General features: G+C 62.3%; 14 protein-coding genes, 1 tRNA gene and 2 pseudogenes. 10 read left to right on the top strand and 7 right to left on the bottom strand.

Going from position 1 to position 16,722, the window contains the following annotated elements; genetic code table 11:
* Positions 1–518 precede the first annotated feature (518 nt).
* Positions 519–1,214 (bottom strand): response regulator transcription factor, encoded by a 696-nt coding sequence (locus F0311_RS10795; RefSeq protein WP_191089874.1) that lies wholly within the window; start codon positions 1,212–1,214, stop codon positions 519–521.
* Positions 1,211–2,389 (bottom strand): histidine kinase, encoded by a 1,179-nt coding sequence (locus F0311_RS10790; protein ID WP_191089873.1) that lies wholly within the window; start codon positions 2,387–2,389, stop codon positions 1,211–1,213. The genes F0311_RS10795 and F0311_RS10790 overlap by 4 nt, the downstream gene beginning before the upstream one ends.
* 226 nt (positions 2,390–2,615) lie before the next feature.
* On the opposite strand from F0311_RS10790, the gene F0311_RS10785 reads away from it, so the two are divergent.
* Together F0311_RS10785 and F0311_RS10780 are read left to right on the top strand one after the other, a co-directional pair.
* Positions 2,616–3,350 (top strand): ABC transporter ATP-binding protein, encoded by a 735-nt coding sequence (locus tag F0311_RS10785; protein WP_150461932.1) that lies wholly within the window; start codon positions 2,616–2,618, stop codon positions 3,348–3,350.
* Positions 3,347–4,690 (top strand): FtsX-like permease family protein, encoded by a 1,344-nt coding sequence (locus F0311_RS10780; protein WP_150461931.1) that lies wholly within the window; start codon positions 3,347–3,349, stop codon positions 4,688–4,690. Before F0311_RS10785 ends, F0311_RS10780 begins: the two co-directional genes overlap by 4 nt.
* Before the next feature lie 96 nt (positions 4,691–4,786).
* Here the strand turns inward: F0311_RS10780 and F0311_RS18515 are convergent.
* From F0311_RS18515 to F0311_RS10765, 3 genes and pseudogenes are all read right to left on the bottom strand, one after another.
* A pseudogene (locus F0311_RS18515) lies at positions 4,787–4,930 on the bottom strand (IS3-like element ISAar45 family transposase); the annotation flags it as partial.
* A 497-nt stretch (positions 4,931–5,427) separates the two neighbouring features.
* Positions 5,428–5,500: transfer RNA gene (locus F0311_RS10770), tRNA-Arg, on the bottom strand.
* A 114-nt stretch (positions 5,501–5,614) separates the two neighbouring features.
* A complete protein-coding gene (locus F0311_RS10765; protein ID WP_150461930.1) occupies positions 5,615–6,340 on the bottom strand; it encodes a hypothetical protein in 726 nt (241 codons plus the stop codon).
* Between F0311_RS10765 and F0311_RS10760 the strand changes: the two genes are divergently transcribed.
* Positions 6,339–6,542, top strand: coding sequence for a hypothetical protein (locus F0311_RS10760; RefSeq protein WP_150461929.1), 204 nt, complete (start codon positions 6,339–6,341; stop codon positions 6,540–6,542). The two genes, F0311_RS10765 and F0311_RS10760, sit on opposite strands and share 2 nt — an antisense overlap.
* 19 nt (positions 6,543–6,561) lie before the next feature.
* Here F0311_RS10760 and F0311_RS10755 read toward each other — a convergent pair whose 3' ends face one another.
* Entirely contained in the window at positions 6,562–7,503 is a 942-nt protein-coding gene (locus F0311_RS10755) for an EamA family transporter (protein ID WP_150461928.1), read from the bottom strand.
* A gap of 71 nt (positions 7,504–7,574) precedes the next feature.
* Between F0311_RS10755 and F0311_RS10750 the strand changes: the two genes are divergently transcribed.
* The 4 genes and pseudogenes from F0311_RS10750 to sucD form a co-directional block, all read left to right on the top strand.
* On the top strand, positions 7,575–8,495 hold the full coding sequence (locus F0311_RS10750) for a LysR family transcriptional regulator (RefSeq protein ID WP_150461927.1): 921 nt from the start codon (positions 7,575–7,577) through the stop codon (positions 8,493–8,495).
* 99 nt (positions 8,496–8,594) lie between these two features.
* The gene (gene pcrA, locus F0311_RS10745) at positions 8,595–11,051 is read left to right on the top strand and encodes a DNA helicase PcrA (RefSeq protein ID WP_150461926.1); all 2,457 of its coding nucleotides are present in this window, start codon (positions 8,595–8,597) and stop codon (positions 11,049–11,051) included.
* A gap of 72 nt (positions 11,052–11,123) precedes the next feature.
* Positions 11,124–12,287: an ADP-forming succinate--CoA ligase subunit beta gene (gene sucC, locus F0311_RS10740; protein ID WP_150461925.1), complete on the top strand. Its 1,164-nt coding sequence runs from the start codon at positions 11,124–11,126 to the stop codon at positions 12,285–12,287.
* Positions 12,288–12,303: 16 nt separating this feature from the next.
* A pseudogene (gene sucD, locus F0311_RS10735) lies at positions 12,304–13,209 on the top strand (succinate--CoA ligase subunit alpha); the annotation flags it as partial.
* A 210-nt stretch (positions 13,210–13,419) separates the two neighbouring features.
* Here the strand turns inward: sucD and F0311_RS10730 are convergent.
* The gene (locus tag F0311_RS10730) at positions 13,420–13,881 is read right to left on the bottom strand and encodes a pyridoxamine 5'-phosphate oxidase family protein (RefSeq protein ID WP_150461924.1); all 462 of its coding nucleotides are present in this window, start codon (positions 13,879–13,881) and stop codon (positions 13,420–13,422) included.
* 186 nt (positions 13,882–14,067) lie between these two features.
* On the opposite strand from F0311_RS10730, the gene F0311_RS10725 reads away from it, so the two are divergent.
* From F0311_RS10725 to F0311_RS10715, 3 genes are all read left to right on the top strand, one after another.
* Positions 14,068–14,583, top strand: coding sequence for a hypothetical protein (locus F0311_RS10725; RefSeq protein ID WP_150461923.1), 516 nt, complete (start codon positions 14,068–14,070; stop codon positions 14,581–14,583).
* 33 nt (positions 14,584–14,616) lie between these two features.
* The gene (locus F0311_RS10720; protein ID WP_150461922.1) at positions 14,617–15,513 is read left to right on the top strand and encodes an inositol monophosphatase family protein; all 897 of its coding nucleotides are present in this window, start codon (positions 14,617–14,619) and stop codon (positions 15,511–15,513) included.
* An 89-nt stretch (positions 15,514–15,602) separates the two neighbouring features.
* The gene (locus F0311_RS10715) at positions 15,603–16,718 is read left to right on the top strand and encodes a VIT1/CCC1 transporter family protein (RefSeq protein ID WP_223881269.1); all 1,116 of its coding nucleotides are present in this window, start codon (positions 15,603–15,605) and stop codon (positions 16,716–16,718) included.
* Positions 16,719–16,722: the final 4 nt, after the last annotated feature.

Raw genomic sequence — 16,722 nt, 5'->3', positions numbered from 1 at the left:
GGAGGTTCCTACGCCACCCATCCGGAAGACCTCGACGTGCTTGACGCTACCTTCGCGCCCCCTGACCTGACCATGTTCTGCCGCCTCGACCAGCTCGGCCTGCAAGCCGTCGGGCAGCGCCTTGAATCCGATCCCGAGCGGTGCTCGTCTGCCGGGCTGTCGAGCACCTCCGCAGCTCCGCCCTGGGCTTCCGCAACCTCACCAACTACATCGCTTATGTGAAATTCCGCATAAGCGCCGGTATGTCGGCCTCGGCAGTCGTGATGAACTCATGGACGCCGGGAATATCGGTGTCGCACATTGGCGACCAGTCGATGGCTCAGGATTCGACGTTCACGCGGCTCCTAAACGAGACATACACGGCAGAGAGTCGTGACCGGCTGAAGTGACGATCCAAACGTAGATGCAACTACTTTCACGACTGCACGGGTTCTTAGCTCTGTGTAGTAACGCGTCATTTGATATGTTTATAATGCGGTTAGATGTCGATGTTGCGTTTAGATGATAATTGAGGTTGTTTATTCGTTTCTGGCACGTTGAAGTTCGTAGCCGAGGATGACCGCATGCACTCGGTCGCGGATGTGTAGTTTGGCGAAGATTGAGTTGATGTGTGATTTGACTGTGGACTGAGCAAGGTGAAGCTCTGCGCTGATTTCGGCGTTGTTCAGTCCGCGCACGATGGCGGTGAAGATATCTTTTTCGCGTGAACTCAGTATTTCCAGTTGCGCCGATGGAAGGGAAGCAGGCCGGTTTTCCTGCGCGATGTCTGTTGGTGAGTCGAGGTAGTGCTCAATGAGCCGAGTGGTGATGCGGGGCGCGACGACTGCCTCTCCTGATGCAACGGTCTTTACTGCTTCGACCAATGCTTCGGGCCTGGTGGTTTTGAGAAGAAATGCGCTTGCTCCTGCTTGGAGGCTGCCGAAGGCGTAGGCGTCGAGGTCGAAGGTGGTCAGCACGATCACTTTAACGGAGGGATGAACACTGGTGATGATGCGTGTGGCTTCGATACCATCCATGCCTGGCATACGCACGTCCATGAGTACGACATCAGGAATGTCCTGGCTGATGAGGGTGATTGCGGTTTCGCCGCTGTCGGCTTCGCCGATGACTTCGAGGTGGTCGCCGGAGTCGAGAATGAGTGCGTTTCCGGCGCGTTCGAGGGGCTGATCGTCGACTACGACGATTCGCAGAGTGTCTGGCTCTGACGTGTTCATGTGGGTTCAGCACTTTTCAACGGGATGCTTACGCGGGTGCGCCAGCCGGTGCCCGGCGCAGCGTCAGTGCTGGCCAGTGGTCCGGATTCGAGTGTGCCGCCGAATACCTCTGCTCTTTCGCGCATGGCTCGCAAGCCGACCCCTGCCCCGAGCCTGGTGGTAGCCGGGCCGGGCTTGCTGTTGTCGGTGATAGACACGGTGAGACGATCCTTGCCCTGATGGATGGCGACTTCAACGTAGCTTGCCTCCTGAGCGTACCGGAGCGCGTTGGTGAGACCTTCCTGCACGATGCGGTGGACGGTGGTGCGCAGCGCCGGTTCGTGGGTGTACATGGTGTCCGTGCCGACCAGGGTGACGGGAAGGCCAGCGGTGCGGAATACCTCGACCTGCTCCTCGATAGACGGGACGTTGTGACCAGAAAGCTCCAGGTCAGCATCGAGAGCGTCATCGTTGTCTCGGAGCAGCCGGAGGATGCGCTGCATTTCTTCAAGCGCTGACTCACCGACATCGCCAAGCTGTTCGAGTGATTTCCGGGCTCGCTCGGGGTGCTTCTGCCAACCTGCACGCGCGCCACCGGCTAGGGCAACCATCACGGTGACCGAGTGAGCGACTACATCATGCATCTCTGCGGTGATCCGGGCACGTTCGGCTGCCGCTGCTCGTTCTTCGCGCATGGTGACCATGTCTGCCAGAGCGGTGTGGCGGGCGCGGCTCGCGCGCACAGCAATTCCAATGGCAAGTGCAGTCAACGCGATCGGCTGCAGCAGCACCGCCGGGAACTCGTCGCGGAACCCCAGGATTATCGTGATTCCGGATACGGCGAAGATCACAACCTCGCTGACCAGATATCCCAGGATCGCAGTACGCAGCCTCGTCAAAGACGCGAGCGTGTAGACACCGAAGAAACTCTCGAATGCCGCGACTGTGGTGCCTGCTGCGCCGATAGGGTTCAGCGCTGCGAGTCCTACAGCGATCAGCAGCACAGGCAGCGGGTAGGAGCGTCGCCACCAGAAAGCAGCACCGACCCCTACCGCACATAGATAGCCGAGCCAGGCGTGCGCGGGTGAGACGATCACCAGTGCAGTGACCATGGGAGCAGTGCAGACCAGGATGATGAGGACATCAAAGATGCGTGGTCGGGCCGCGAGCCAGCGCACCAGCGCAGGTCGCTGCACCACGGTCACATTCACTGCTATATCAGCGCGCAAAGCTCCCGTCACCCTTTCCGTGCTCGTGATCGACTCTTATCCCATTATCGACGGTATGAGCGAGCAGAGTCCGAGACCACCACCCGTGGGTGGAAAGGCTCCTCGATTTTCCACCCACGGGTGGTGTCAAGGTCCTGGGTCTGATTTCTAGCGTGGAAGACGTGCACGAAACCAGCTACGGAAGGGCAGGATCATGAGCGCAACCACCGACTCCCAACACAGCCGAGCAGGCGCTCAGACTCTTGACTGGTTGCTTCGGGCAGAGAACCTCAGCAAGGCATTCGGTCAGACCCAAGCCTTGTCCAAAGCTTGCCTCGACCTCTACCCCGGTGAGGCAGTCGCGATCATGGGTCCCAGCGGATCAGGCAAATCCACCCTGCTGCACGCTATTGCTGGCATCATCTCCGCCGATGAGGGGAAAGTGATTCTGCGCCGACCAGACGATGAAGGTCTCGACGACATCACCACGCTCTCGGAAGCAAAGCGATCAGCCTTCCGGCTGCACCGATTCGGGTTCGTCTTCCAGCAGGGCATGCTGATCCCCGAACTCACTGCTGAGGAAAACATCGCCCTGCCCTTGCTGTTATTGGGAAGCGGTCGGACGGAGGCAGTACAACAGGCAAACAGCGGGCTGGAACGGCTCGGGCTTGCAGGTCTCGGTGAGCGACGTATTGGACAACTCTCCGGTGGTCAGGCACAACGTGTCGCGATCGCTAGAGCCCTGGTCACCGACCCAACAATCATATTCGCCGATGAGCCGACCGGCTCGCTGGACTCCCGCACCGCCGAAGAGGTGCTCGACGCACTGCTGGCCACCAACGACGGCGCAGACCGGGCTCTTGTCATCGTCACCCACGACGAACAGGTTGCGGCACGCTGCGACCGCACCGTGCGCATGCTCGATGGACGAATCGAGGCCACACGATGAGCACCTCAGCAGCCCTGCTCCTGATTCGCCCCAGCGGGACTTCGGCAACGCTCACTCGCTTACAACTGCTCGCATCCGGTGTCACCACCCTGCTGACGTTTGCAGTCATCATGCTCGCGATCGCCTTCTGGAACACCCCCACCAATGAAGTCGGCTACACGGTGCTGGCCGTATCCCTGGTCGGGCTGCTGATCGTGCCACTGATCACTCTCGGTTCCGCCACAGCTAGGCTTGCCGCCCGAAGCCGAGACGACCGCCTGGCCACGCTCCGCTTACTCGGTGCGACCTCAGCACGGGTGCGACGTATCGCCGTCACAGAGGTGACCGTCATCGCGGCGATGGGTGTGCTCATCGGCACAGTTTTCTCGGCAGCGTTGCCCTTCGTTCTGGGTCTGCTCACTGTCTACGGAGAACCACTCCAGGCAGCCGAACTCTGGCTGCCCTGGTGGCTCACCGTTGCGATTCCTCCCGCCTTGGTCGCTCTGGCTGGAATCAGCGGAATGCTCGGCCTGCGTCAGGTCATGCTCTCCCCCCTAGGAGTACGCACCAGACAAGACGTACCGCGACTGAGCTGGCTACGCCTGCTCGCCGCAGTCGCCGTGCTCGGCATTGCGGTGCTCATTATGCAAACCGCCTCCGACGGGTGGGGCGCAGTCGTGCTCATTATCGTTCTGGCCGTCGCAGTGCTTGCGGTCATGGGCGTCCTCGGCCTGGTCGGCCCATTCATAGTCTCACGCCTAGCACACTCACGAGCGAGAAAAACAGCTGATCCAACTCGATTGATCGCTTCCCGTAGCATCATCGATAACCCGCGTACCGCATGGCAGGAGGCCTCAGCCCTCGCTCTGACCACATTCGTGCTCATCCCGGCAGGCAGCATGCTCGGCTACCTCGACACCATTCAGAACAGCGCCAGCAGAGAGATCATGACCACCGACCAACTGTTGATGTTCGCCGATGCCCGCACCATGGTGATTGCGCTGGTCACGGTCTCGTTCCTCGTGGTGGCCTGCCAGATCGCGATCACCCAGACCGCAGCAGTCATCGAGCGCCGCGAACTCTACATCGCGCTCGACCGTATCGGCATGCCCGCAAAAGACCTCAACAGGTCTCGTCGGCTTCGCGTCACAATGACTGCCAACATCGCAGTCATTGGTTCAGCCATCGCAGCTGCAGTACTCGCATTCTGGATGGTGTTCATGGCACTGGCCACCGCACCGTTGTTCGTCCTCGCAATCATCATAGTGCTCACCGTGGGGCTGTTGCTGATACAACTCGGGGTCACCTCAACCAACCCGGTACTGGCACGGGTACTCAACGCACCTACGCGAGGCGAGTAAACAAAATGGGGACCACGGTCGCCGTTTCCCGGGTCTTATTTACAGCATCAGGACAGTTGGGGCTGGTACAGGAATAGGTGAGGTTGGGTTTCTTATTCAGGCCGTTAGTGACAGGGCCTGGGTCAGTAGTTTCTCCTCGAACGCGACTGGGGGCAAACGGCCAAGTTCCTTCTGTTTTCTCCTTCGGTGATAGGTGCGTTCAATCCAGCGGACGATCCGCAGTCTGGCGAGACTGCGCGTTCAAACGATCCCCTGGCGCACTGGTGATTCGTGGACCTTTGGGTGCGGGCCGCGCGTAAGCTGAGGGGGTGTTCATCCGGTTTCAGAGCATGATTCCTAATCATCACGGGCAATTTCCTGGTGTCTTTGCACTAGTCAATGGCTTACTTCACGAGGGGCGCCTCGGCGGTGATATAGCGGCATTGGTGCGACAAACCAACGACTACTTCAATGAAGCCTACGCTGACCCAACCAACGTCGTCCCTGACTGTTTTGATCCCTCGGTGAATCGTGGAGCTCGATCTTGGTTCCGAGCTGAAGCGACTGAACTTCTCGAACGTACCGCAGACTATTTGGAACTGCTGGACGAACACGATGTGCCATGGGTGGAGCTGCGCACTGCTTCACCTGGGCGCATTGTCTATCAGGACGAGGTCCAGGTGGTTGCTGTGGCACTGACGTTTGAAGAGAGCTGGCCATTTTCCTCCTCATCGCGCACAGAGGAGGGGGCGGGAAAGTGCCCCAGGCGCGAATCGAACGCGCGACCTACCCTTTAGGAGAGGGTTGCTCTATCCCCTGAGCTACTGAGGCGGGGTGCTGGGAACAGCACCAGTCCATGGTACCGGGTGCCTGGCTGCGCCGATGCATGATTGTACGGGAAATTGCGCCGGAATTCGGAGCAAAGTACTCCGTAAAATCACCCACTCAACGGGCTGGTGGTGTTCGGCCGCTCAGGACGAAATCACGGACGACGACGCCCACTACCGTCGCTGCCAGAACAATCAGTAGACCCCAGCTCACCTGAGTGAAGACTGAGGCTAGGGTCACCAGTTGCTCATCCGGTGGCCTCTGACCCAGCACAGCGTCGATCAGGAAGTTCTCGGTGATGTCCACCGCGGCGAAGCCGGCCGCCCCGGCCACCACAATCCAACGCCAGGATCCCTTGGCCAACAGGCCCAGGGTCGCCCAGGTCGCCAGGAAGAACACCACCGGGAAGATGATCCCGGCGGTCTTGTGCAGAAAATTCAGCTGTCCTGCGGCGTCATCCTCAAAGGCGTTCTGGAGTGCCAGGATGTCGGCGGCGTCGTACCCGGCAATCCGGGTCCCAGGCATGGAGAGCCCGTCGGCGAAGTAGGTGAGCTGCGGCATTGCGTAGGCGTGCAAGTAGAGCCCCATGAATAGCGTGATGCCCAGGAGTGCGTATACCAGAATTCGCGGCGAGCCCTGATCCTCCGGTGTCGGCTTGGCTATGCGCTTCTTGGGCGTGCTGTCATCCCTCCGCTGCGGATTCCCGCGCGTCTTCTTCCGCCGCTTGGACATGCCTCCATCCTCCCAGACGTTTCCTTCGGATCGGGTGGCTGCTGGCGCCTGGTTCCGCTGAGAGTGGACGACTCTGGCGGGGGCGGCAATGTCAGCATATGCTGACGACATGAAGACCGCAGTAGGGACTGAAGATGGTGACAACGTGCTGCAGGAACTCATAGCCGTGGCTGAAGCTAAGAAGGAGCTTGCTCGCCGGGAGGAGATTGCCGTGCGCAAAGCCCGCCACTCCGGACTCAAATGGGGCGAGATTGGGTTTCTGCTCGGCGTCACCAAACAGACCATCCACCGCAAGTACCGCAAGGTCGGGTGAGCTGCACTCCCCAGCGTGATCACTGGTCCTGGCCGGGAGATGAGCGTGCAGGGGCCCTTTCCGGCAGCGCCTCTTGGTGCTTGGGCAACAGACCAGTTCGGGCCTGGGTAGAGGACCAGAGGACACCGCTCAGCACCAGAACACCGCCGAGCAGCTCCCACCAGGTGGGTATCTGCCCGAGTATGGACCAGGCGGCAAGGATGCCCACTACTGGGACGAGCATGGAAAATGGTGCTACCACTCCTGCAGGGTGTCTGCGCATCAGCCACACCCAGATACCAGAGCCGACCACCGTGCCGAACACCATGGTGTAGACCAGCCCGCCCCAAGCCGGCAACGCCTGGAGACTGAACGACGAGGTCACAGCCGAGGAGATCTGCCCCGGTCCCTCAACGACCAGCGATACTGCAAGCAGAGGCAGCGGGGGCACCACGGTCATCCACATCACCAGAGCCAGCGGTCGGTCAGTCTGTGCCTGCCGGGAGGCCAGATTCCCCAGCGCCCAGCCCATAGCGCCGAGCACCACGAGCAGGAACGGCGCCCACCCGTCGATGCTGCCTCGGGAGAGCCCCACGGTGACCAACCCAGCCACGGCCACTGCGATGCCCACCGCCCGGCGTCCGCTGATCCTTTCGCTCAGCAGCAGAGCGCCCAGCAGCACGGTGAACGGAGCCGATGCCTGAAGCACCAGTGAGGCCAGTCCGGCGGGAAACCCTGCCGCCATCCCCAGGTACAGCCCAAAGAACTGCACGGTGCCGAAGCCTAAGCCGTAGCCCAGCAGGTACTTCACCTTGACCCCAGGCCAGGGAACGAACAGCAAGGCGGGGATCGCCAGGATGGCAAAGCGCAGCCCTGCCAGGAAAAGCGGCGGGAAATGTTCCAGAGAGAAGTGGATGGCGATGAAGTTCAGGCCCCACAGAGTGACCACGCTCAGGGCGAGAAGAATATGACGAGTTGGCACATCAGAATCATCACCGAGATAACTCAGTAGGTCTACTGAATATTTATGAATATTATATGTAGGCTTCCTACATGGAAGTGCGTCATCTCGACCTGCTGAGGGAGATTGCCCGACGAGGCAGTCTGGTAGCGGTGGCCGCTGCCGCGCACCGCACTCCCTCTGCGCTCTCACAACAGCTGCGCACTGCCGAGCGAGAGTTAGGCGTCAAGCTGGTGGAACCGGTTTCACGAGGCATCCGCCTCACTGCTGCTGGACAGCTTCTTGCTGAGGGAGCGGAGGATATCCTTCAGCGTATTGCCGAGCTGCAGGCCCGATTGGAGGAATCGGCAGGTTCCCCACGCGGGCAGGTCAGGATCGGCACGCTGCCCAGTGCGGGCGAGGCGCTGCTTCCGCCGCTGTTCCGAGAATTGGCCGGCACCGCCATCGAGCTGGACCTCGATGACTTCGATCTGGCTGAGGAGGACTTTGCCGCACAAACCTTAGACGCTGATATCGTGATCGGCCACAGTTTGACCGACGACGTTCCTGCCGGCGCCTCCGAGCTAGTGAGCACTCTGCTGGTTCGAGAGCCCTTGGATATTGCCCTGCCCGAGCAGCACCCATTGGCAGAACGGTCCAGTCTGAGCCCCGAAGACGTCAGCCGGTTTACCTGGCTCGGGGTCCCGCAGCGGTACCCTTTCGACTCCATCCCGGTAGCCGTCGAGCAGCTGACCGGACGCAGCATCAACCGGGCTGTCCGGTTACGGGACAATCGCCTGGTGGAGGCGCTTGTGGCCGAAGGGCAGGGAATTGCGCTGCTTCCGCGCTTCACCACCCGCCCCCGTCCAGGTGTGGTGCTGCGTCCGCTGACCGGTGTTCGCGCCGAACGCGCCATTGTTGCGCTGAGCCGCCCGGACCGGTACACCCGCTTAGCGGTCCGGGAAGTGACTGACCGTCTGGCGGCGATCGGACACCAACTGACTGAGGATGGGAAAGCGGCGGAAGCCGTATAAACGGCGAGGCGAAGCTGTACGAATTGGACCTGAGCTCAACTGGCTCTGATCAATCCGGCTGATCGTGGTCTCCTATCCGCCGCGTAGACTGGAGAGGATATGGAATTCCTCTTCACACCATCGTCAGAACGGGCCAGTACCACGACGCGGCAGGCAGCCCAGGTGCCCCCGGCAGATACGGCAGCTGCGGTGCTGGAGGGGAGTGGGGCGTCGTCGTCTGCTGTTGTGAACTCCACTGACCCCGCAGGGGGGCTGAACCCTCAGCAGCAGAAAGCCGTACTGCACACCGGGTCCCCGCTGCTGATCGTAGCCGGGGCCGGCTCCGGCAAGACCCGCGTGCTCACCCAGCGGATCGCCCACCTGATCACCACCGGACAGGCCCGTCCGCACGAGATCCTGGCCATCACCTTCACCAATAAGGCCGCCCGGGAGATGAAAGAGCGCATCGCCGCGCTGATCGGGCCGACCGCTGAGCGGATGTGGATTTCCACCTTCCACTCCTCCTGCGTGCGGATCCTGCGCGCCGAGGCAGCCACCATCGGCCGGAAGTCCAGCTTCACCATCTACGACTCTGCCGACTCCCTGCGCCTGGTCACTCAGATCGCCAAAGAGCACCAGCTTGACCCCAAACGGTTCAACCCCCGGGCTATCCGCAATAAGATCTCCGCGCAGAAGAACGAGCTGGTCGACGCCGAGGAGTTCACCGCCAAAGCTCCCAACGAGCCCTTCAGCGAGGCCGTGGCCACAGTGTTCCGCGAATACACCGCCCGGCTGCGAGCGGCCAACGCCTACGACTTTGACGACCTGCTCACCGAGACCGTCTATATGCTTGAGGCATTCCCCGCCATCCTGGACAACTACCGCCGCCGGTTCCGTCATGTGCTGGTGGACGAATATCAGGACACCAACCATGCCCAGTACCGACTGATCCGGCTGCTGACCGGGCCCGAGGCGCAGGTTGAAACCCCGACTGCGGCGCTCACGGTTGTTGGGGATTCCGATCAGTCCATCTACTCCTTCCGCGGCGCCGATATCCGCAATATCACCGAGTTCGAACGCGACTACCCCGAGGCCACCATCATCAAGCTGGAGCAGAACTACCGCTCCACCCAGAACATCCTCTCGGCTGCCAACGCGGTGATCAGCCAAAACGAGGCACGGCAGAAGAAAGAGCTCTGGACCGACAACGGTGACGGTCCCAAGGTCACCGTACACACCGCGCACTCGGAATCCGACGAGGCCGAATGGATCGCCCGCACCATCGACCGGCTCAGCGACGAACACGGCATCCGGCCCGCCGATATCGCAGTCTTCTACCGCACCAACGCTCAGTCCCGCTCCCTGGAGGAGCGGCTGATCAACCGAGGCATTCCCTACCGGGTCATCGGCGGTACCAGGTTCTACGACCGCAAAGAGATCAAAGACGCCCTGGCCTACCTGCACGTGATCAACAATCCCGATGATGACGTCAACCTCCGCCGTATCCTCAACGAGCCCAAGCGGGGCATCGGGGATAAGGCCGAGTCCACGATCGCCCAGCTGGCAGCCCGGGACCGTACCACCTTCTTCGAGGCTCTCCGACGAGCTGAGGAGACCGGACTGGGCTCCCGGGCAGTGAAGTGTATTGACTCTTTCGTACGGATGATGGACGACGTCGCCTCCCTGGCCACCTCAGAGAACCCCTCAATAGTGCTGGAAGCGGCGCTGGAGCAATCGGGCATGATGGCCGCCCTGCGGGACTCCAAGGACCTACAGGATGAATCCCGTGCCGATAACCTCGGCGAACTGGTGGCCGTGCTCAAGGAGTATGAGGCCAAGCAGGAAGCCCCTAGCTTGGCCGACTTCCTGGAGCAGGTCAGCCTGATCGCTGATGCCGATGCCATCCCCGACGCCGGCGACGATGAGTCCCAGCGGCTGGCCGCCGAGCAGGGGCAGGTCACCCTGATGACCCTGCACACCGCCAAGGGACTGGAATTTCCCGTGGTGTTCCTCACAGGCATGGAGCACGGAGTCTTCCCCCACCAGCGCTCCATGAGCGATGCGCAGCAGCTGGCTGAGGAGCGCCGTCTGGCCTATGTGGGGCTGACCCGCGCCGAGCAGCGGCTCTACCTCACCCGGGCGGAGTCCCGCAGCCTTTGGGGGCAGACCCAGTACAACCCGCCCAGCCAGTTTCTGGCAGACATCCCCGAGGAGCTGGTGGAGCTGAGCGGGACGGCGTCGTCGTTCTCCTCCCCCGCCGCGCCGCGCTACGACAGCCGCAGATTCGGGGCTTCGGGATCGGACTGGGGCTCCGAACCTGGGCTGACCGCAGGCTCTCGCGCCCCCTCCGGCGTAACATTTACACCGCCTGGGAAGCCCGCGGCGCGCACCAAGGTCAACCCCGACCGGGAGATCCCGGCACTGAATCCCGGTGACCAGGTGCAACACGCCAAATTCGGCCGCGGCGAGGTGCTGGCAGTAGAGGGTGCAGGGGACAAAACCGTGGCCAAGGTCAGTTTCGCCGGGTCCGAGAAGCGACTTCTCCTGCGATATGCTCCAGTTGAGAAGGTCAGCTAGGCCGCTTCGCCGTGCCCTCAGCTGAACTTTGACCGCAAAAGAAGTTGACTTCGACGCAGAAGGACACCACCCGTGGACCTGTATGAATACCAGGCGCGCGATCTGTTCGAGGCACACGGAGTACCCGTGCTCGCCGGAATCGTGGCCACCACCCCCGAAGAAGCCAAGGCAGCAGCGGAGCAGATTGGCGGCACTGTGGTCGTCAAAGCTCAGGTGAAGGTCGGCGGCCGCGGCAAAGCCGGCGGCGTCAAGCTTGCCAAAACCCCTGATGAGGCCTATGAGCACGCCTCCGCCATCCTGGGCATGGACATCAAGGGGCACACCGTGCACCGGGTGATGATCGCCCAGGGCGCAGACATCGCCGAGGAGTACTACTTCTCCATCCTGTTGGACCGGGCCAACCGCAATTACCTGGCCATGTGCTCCAAAGAGGGCGGCGTGGAGATCGAGCAGCTGGCCGTGGACTCCCCGGAGAAGCTGGTCAAGTTCAATTTCGACCCCAACACCGGGATCGACGACGCCGCTGCGGCAGAGATTGCCACCCAGGCCGGATTCAGCCCCGAGGAGGTCCCGGCCCTGACTGAGGTCTTCCAGAAGCTCTGGGACGCCTTCGCGAAGGAGGACGCCACCCTGGTGGAGGTCAACCCGCTGGTGCTGACCGGCAGCGGTGAGGTCATCGCCCTGGACGGCAAGGTCACCGTGGACGAGAACGCAGACTTCCGCCAGCCCGGCCACGCTGAGCTGGTGGACGAGTCCGCCGAGGACCCGCTGGAGGCCAAGGCCAAGGAGAACGACCTCAACTACGTCAAGCTCGACGGTCAGGTGGGCATCATCGGCAATGGCGCCGGACTGGTCATGTCCACCCTGGACGTGGTGGCTTACGCAGGCGAGGACCACGATGGGGTCAAGCCGGCCAACTTCTTGGACATCGGAGGCGGTGCCTCCGCAGAGATCATGGCCAACGGCTTGGACGTGATCTTAGGCGATGACCAGGTCAAGTCCGTGTTCGTCAACGTCTTCGGCGGCATCACCAGCTGCGACGCCGTGGCCAACGGCATCGTCAAGGCTCTGGAGATCTTGGGTGACACTGCGACCAAGCCGTTGGTGGTCCGCCTGGACGGCAACAACGTGGAGGAGGGCCGCCGGATCCTGGAAGAGGCCAACCATCCGCTGGTCACCACCGCTGACACGATGGACTCCGGCGCCGATAAGGCCGCCGAGCTGGCTAACAAGTAAGGACTGAGGCTTTCATATGTCTATTTATCTGAACAAGGACTCCAAGGTCATCGTCCAAGGCATCACCGGCGGCGAGGGAACCAAGCACACCGCACTGATGCTCAAGGCCGGCACCAACATTGTGGGCGGGGTCAACGCCCGCAAGGCCGGCACCACCGTGGCCCATAAGGATCTCGACGGCAACGATGTCGAACTGCCGGTCTTCGGCTCAGTCTCCGAGGCCATGGAGAAGACCGGGGCAGATGTCTCAGTGGTCTTCGTGCCGCCCAAGTTCGCCAAGGACGCTGCCGTGGAGGCCATCGAAGCGGGCATCGGCCTGCTGGTGGTCATCACCGAAGGCATCCCGGTGCAGGACTCCGCCGAGTTCTTCAACCTCTCACTGACCAAGACCGGGGCCAACGGCCAGCCGACCACCCGGATCATCGGTCCCAACTGTCCCGGAATCATCACCCCCGGTGAGGCCCTGGCCGGTATCACCCCGGCCAATATCAGCGGCAAGGGGCCGATCGGCCTGGTCTCCAAGTCCGGCACTCTGACCTACCAGATGATGTACGAGCTGCGCGACATCGGGTTCTCCACCTCCATCGGCATCGGCGGTGACCCGGTGATCGGCACTACTCACATCGACGCCCTGGAGGCCTTCGAGGCTGACCCGGAGACCGAGGCGATCGTGATGATCGGCGAGATCGGCGGTGACGCCGAGGAGCGTGCCGCAGCATACATCAAGGAGCACGTCACCAAGCCGGTGGTCGGCTATGTGGCCGGATTCACCGCACCAGAGGGCAAGACTATGGGCCACGCCGGCGCCATCGTCTCCGGATCCTCCGGCACGGCTGAGGCTAAGAAGGAGGCTCTGGAGGCCGCAGGCGTGAAGGTCGGCAAGACACCGTCGGAGACCGCCAAGCTGCTGCGCGAGATCTACACCGCAGGCGAGAAGCCAGCCCCGGTGGAGTCCGCCAAGGAGGCTGTGGCCGATGCTGCTGAGACTGCCAAGGAGAAGTCCGGTGGTCTAGTGGACAAGATCAGGGGCGTCTTCAGGAAATAAGCCCCAGCGGCTTAGCTCACATGACCTGATGTGAGGAAGCGCCGTCGTCCTCATCGGACGGCGGCGCTTCACTGTACATGGCCCGGTTCAGTCGCCGCCAGCCTCTGAGCCCTCGCCGAGCTCGCGGTCCCGGTAAGGCCCGAAGGCGAAGTGCCGGCCACTGATCTCAGCAGGGGTGACTTGTACGAACTGCTCCTTGGGGCCGGGAACCCAGGGCTGCAGGCCCCGGGTCTCAGCCTCGGCGATCTCCGCAGCAGTCTCCAGCAGCTTCGCAGTGCCACGCACCACCACTGACCATGCCTGATCCGAGAGAATCCCGTCGGCCTCGATCAGCACATTTTCATTCACTGCCACCTGGGCAAGCTTGGTGCCCGGAGCGGTGCGGAACACGATGCTGTGATCCTGGGCCACGATATTCACCGGAAAGATGTCGATCCGGCCCCCTACGGAGCCGACCAGCCTTCCGTGCTGGGTTCCTTCTAGCAGCTTCCAGCACTGGTCCTCGGTGAGCACCAGTATCGGGTTATTATTCGGGTGGTCAAACATCATGAAAATCATCCTCTCCACCTCATATCAAGGACCTCATTGCCCCTGGTAATGCCCATTGTACTGACTTTTTCTACGACTTGTAGAAAAACTTGCTAGACTAAGCGTGACGGCGATGGAGCCACATTCGGGGGCCGCCGTTGACCGTCGCCTCTCACGTCGCAGGCCCCCGGGGTCAGGAGAGCCGCTATGGCTGATGCACCAGTTCGTACCCCAGATACTGTCCGATCCCGCAGCGCGGTCTGGTATGTGCTGGCAGTGGTGAGAATCCTCATCGGATTCGAGTTCCTGTGGGCTTTCCTGGACAAGACTTTCGGGCTGACCTTCAACACTCCCGCCGGTCAGGGATGGATTCACGGCGTTTCACCCACCTACGGCTACCTGAGTGCCGAACGCGCCCTGGACGGCGTCTTCGAGCCTCTTGCTGACCTGAAGATTGTCGAAGTGCTCTTTATGCTGGGACTGCTCGGGGTGGGAATCGGGCTCATCGCCGGCATCGCAGTGCGGATATCCTCTCTGGCAGCAATGGCGATGCTGATACTGATGTGGGCAGCAGCCTTCCCGATCGCCACCAACCCAGTGGTCAACTACAACCTGATCCAGGCGGTCATCGTGCTGGTCTTCCCACTGGTGCTCGCCCACCAGAAGCTCTCCCTGGCCGGGCCTTGGCAGAAGCTCACCGCCAAGGCTCCCTGGCTGCACTGAGTACTCAACCGTTCCAGCAATAGGGTAGAGGGCATGAGTCACTCTCCTGAAGACCCAGCCCTGCCCGATGCCGCCGAACTGCCGACCCCCGCCGAACTGCGGAAGGTTGCCCTCACCGCCGCCCACGCCGCTGGGATGCCGCTGAAGGGCGCCTTCCGCTCCCAGATGGAGGTCCAGGAGAAGACCTCCAACACGGATCTGGTCACCATCTGGGATAGCCGGACTGAGGAGACCCTGATCGAGTTGCTCACCGCCGAGGTTCCGGACTCCCGGATCACCGGGGAGGAGGGCGGCCAGCAGGGCAGCGGCCGGGTGGAGTGGATCATCGACCCCATCGACGGCACCTCCAACTTCGCCCACGGTTTCGACCTGTTCACCATCTCGGTGGGTGCCGCGGTCGATGATGTGGTCATCGCCGGGGTGGTCTATGACCCGATCAACGAACTGACCTTCTCCGCAGATGACGCCGCCGCCTACCTGCAGACCAGCACTGCCCCGGAGTCTGTACTGAGACCCACCCCCAAGATAGGGGTTGCCGAGCCCCAGCTGAACCTGCTCACCGATTTCCCCGGCGAGAGTGCGGTGGCTGCGCACGGTGATGCTGCCTTGCGCGCCTTCGGCCAACTCGTCACTACCTATGCCACCGTCCGGCGCATCGTCTCCGGGGCTCTGGAACTGTGCTATGCGGCAGCGGGGTGGGCCGATATCGCGGCTAACCGGCGTACCAATCCTTGGGACATCGCCGCCGGGCAGCTGATCCTGCGCCGCGCTGGTGGACGGTTCCTCCCCCTGGGCTCTCGAGGGGAGCGCAGTTGGGACGGCACCGAAACGGAAGATCTGCACCTGACCACCGGTTATGTGGGACTTGGCCCCGGCGTCGTCGCCCCCACTGCCCAGCGGATCTTCACTCAGTTCGCTCTGCACACCTGAGGAGAGCCCAAACGCTTAGGCGTGCTGAAGATTCGTCACACCAGAGAGTACGACGACGCCGGCCCACTCGACAGGGCACTATAGGAAGAGTGAGCACCTCCCCAGCGCCTGCCCGTGAACCCTCGGCCAAGCAGATCCGGCGCTGGCGGAAGTACCTGGCCGATGAGATTGCTGAGGCGAAGCTCTACGAGCAGCTGGCCCGGAAGAAATCAGGGGAGGAGCGACAGATCCTGCTGGGCCTGGCGGAGGCGGAGAAGCGTCACCAGGAGCATTGGCGCCAGCTGCTGGGCCCGCATGCTGAGAAGCTGCCTGCCCCGTCGGTGCACCGGGTGCTGCTGGGTTGGATGGCCCGAGTCTTCGGCTCAGTCTTTGTGCTTGCCCTAGCTCAGCGGGCAGAGGGCGAATCCCCCTATGACGAGGACCTGGACGCCACCCGCGGGATGGCCGCTGATGAGGAGATCCATGAGGAGGTGGTCCGCGCCCTGGCAGCCCGAGGCCGGGAGAAGCTCTCCGGCGGGTTCCGCGCCGCAGTTTTCGGAGCTAATGACGGGCTGGTCTCCAACTTTGCTCTGATCATGGGCATGGGTGGCACCGGGGTGGGGGCCACCGTGGTGCTGATGACCGGGATCGCCGGGCTGCTGGCAGGGGCCCTGTCCATGGCGGCCGGGGAGTTCATCTCAGTGCGCAGCCAGCGGGAGCTGCTGGATGCCACCCGGCCCACCCAAGCCACACTCCAAGCAGCCCCGGATCTGGACTTCGACCACAATGAGCTGGTGCTGGTCTACCGGGCCCGCGGGCTGAGCGAAGAAGATGCCGAGCACCGGGCCTTAGAGCGGCTGGGCGTGTTCGAGTGCGACTGCAATCCCTCCCGCTCGCACGCCGGTGCAGACCAGGCTATTGAGGACCCCTGGGACGATCACGAGGTGGTGGGCTCGGCCTGGACTGCCGCCGGCTCCAGCTTCTGTTTCTTTGCGGTGGGCGCCCTCATCCCCATCCTGCCCTATCTGTTCGGGGCGGCAGGCTGGCTGGCTGTGGGAGTCTCCACAGCTCTGGTGGGCATTGCGCTGCTGGGTACCGGCGCGGTGGTCGGCCTGCTCTCCGGCGCCTCACCACTGAAGCGTGCACTACGCCAGCTGGCCATCGGCCTGGGCGCAGCAGTCATCACCTATGCACTCGGTTCCCTGCTGGGCGCCACCGTGGGCTGAGCTT

The organism is Nesterenkonia ebinurensis, assembly GCF_008711175.1.
Classification (GTDB): domain Bacteria; phylum Actinomycetota; class Actinomycetes; order Actinomycetales; family Micrococcaceae; genus Nesterenkonia; species Nesterenkonia ebinurensis.
This window is presented reverse-complemented; position numbering and strand designations above follow the sequence as displayed.

Excerpts from the sequence above, each read along its gene's own strand:
- F0311_RS10795 (WP_191089874.1), bottom strand. The coding sequence starts at position 1,214 with ATGAACACGTCAGAGCCAGACACTCTGCGAATCGTCGTAGTCGACGAT.
- F0311_RS10785 (WP_150461932.1), top strand. The coding sequence starts at position 2,616 with ATGAGCGCAACCACCGACTCCCAACACAGCCGAGCAGGCGCTCAGACT.
- F0311_RS10780 (WP_150461931.1), top strand. The coding sequence starts at position 3,347 with ATGAGCACCTCAGCAGCCCTGCTCCTGATTCGCCCCAGCGGGACTTCG.
- F0311_RS10760 (WP_150461929.1), top strand. The coding sequence starts at position 6,339 with ATGAAGACCGCAGTAGGGACTGAAGATGGTGACAACGTGCTGCAGGAA.
- F0311_RS10765 (WP_150461930.1), bottom strand. The coding sequence starts at position 6,340 with ATGTCGTCAGCATATGCTGACATTGCCGCCCCCGCCAGAGTCGTCCAC.
- F0311_RS10750 (WP_150461927.1), top strand. The coding sequence starts at position 7,575 with ATGGAAGTGCGTCATCTCGACCTGCTGAGGGAGATTGCCCGACGAGGC.
- pcrA (WP_150461926.1), top strand. The coding sequence starts at position 8,595 with ATGGAATTCCTCTTCACACCATCGTCAGAACGGGCCAGTACCACGACG.
- F0311_RS10730 (WP_150461924.1), bottom strand. The coding sequence starts at position 13,881 with ATGATGTTTGACCACCCGAATAATAACCCGATACTGGTGCTCACCGAG.
- F0311_RS10725 (WP_150461923.1), top strand. The coding sequence starts at position 14,068 with ATGGCTGATGCACCAGTTCGTACCCCAGATACTGTCCGATCCCGCAGC.
- F0311_RS10720 (WP_150461922.1), top strand. The coding sequence starts at position 14,617 with ATGAGTCACTCTCCTGAAGACCCAGCCCTGCCCGATGCCGCCGAACTG.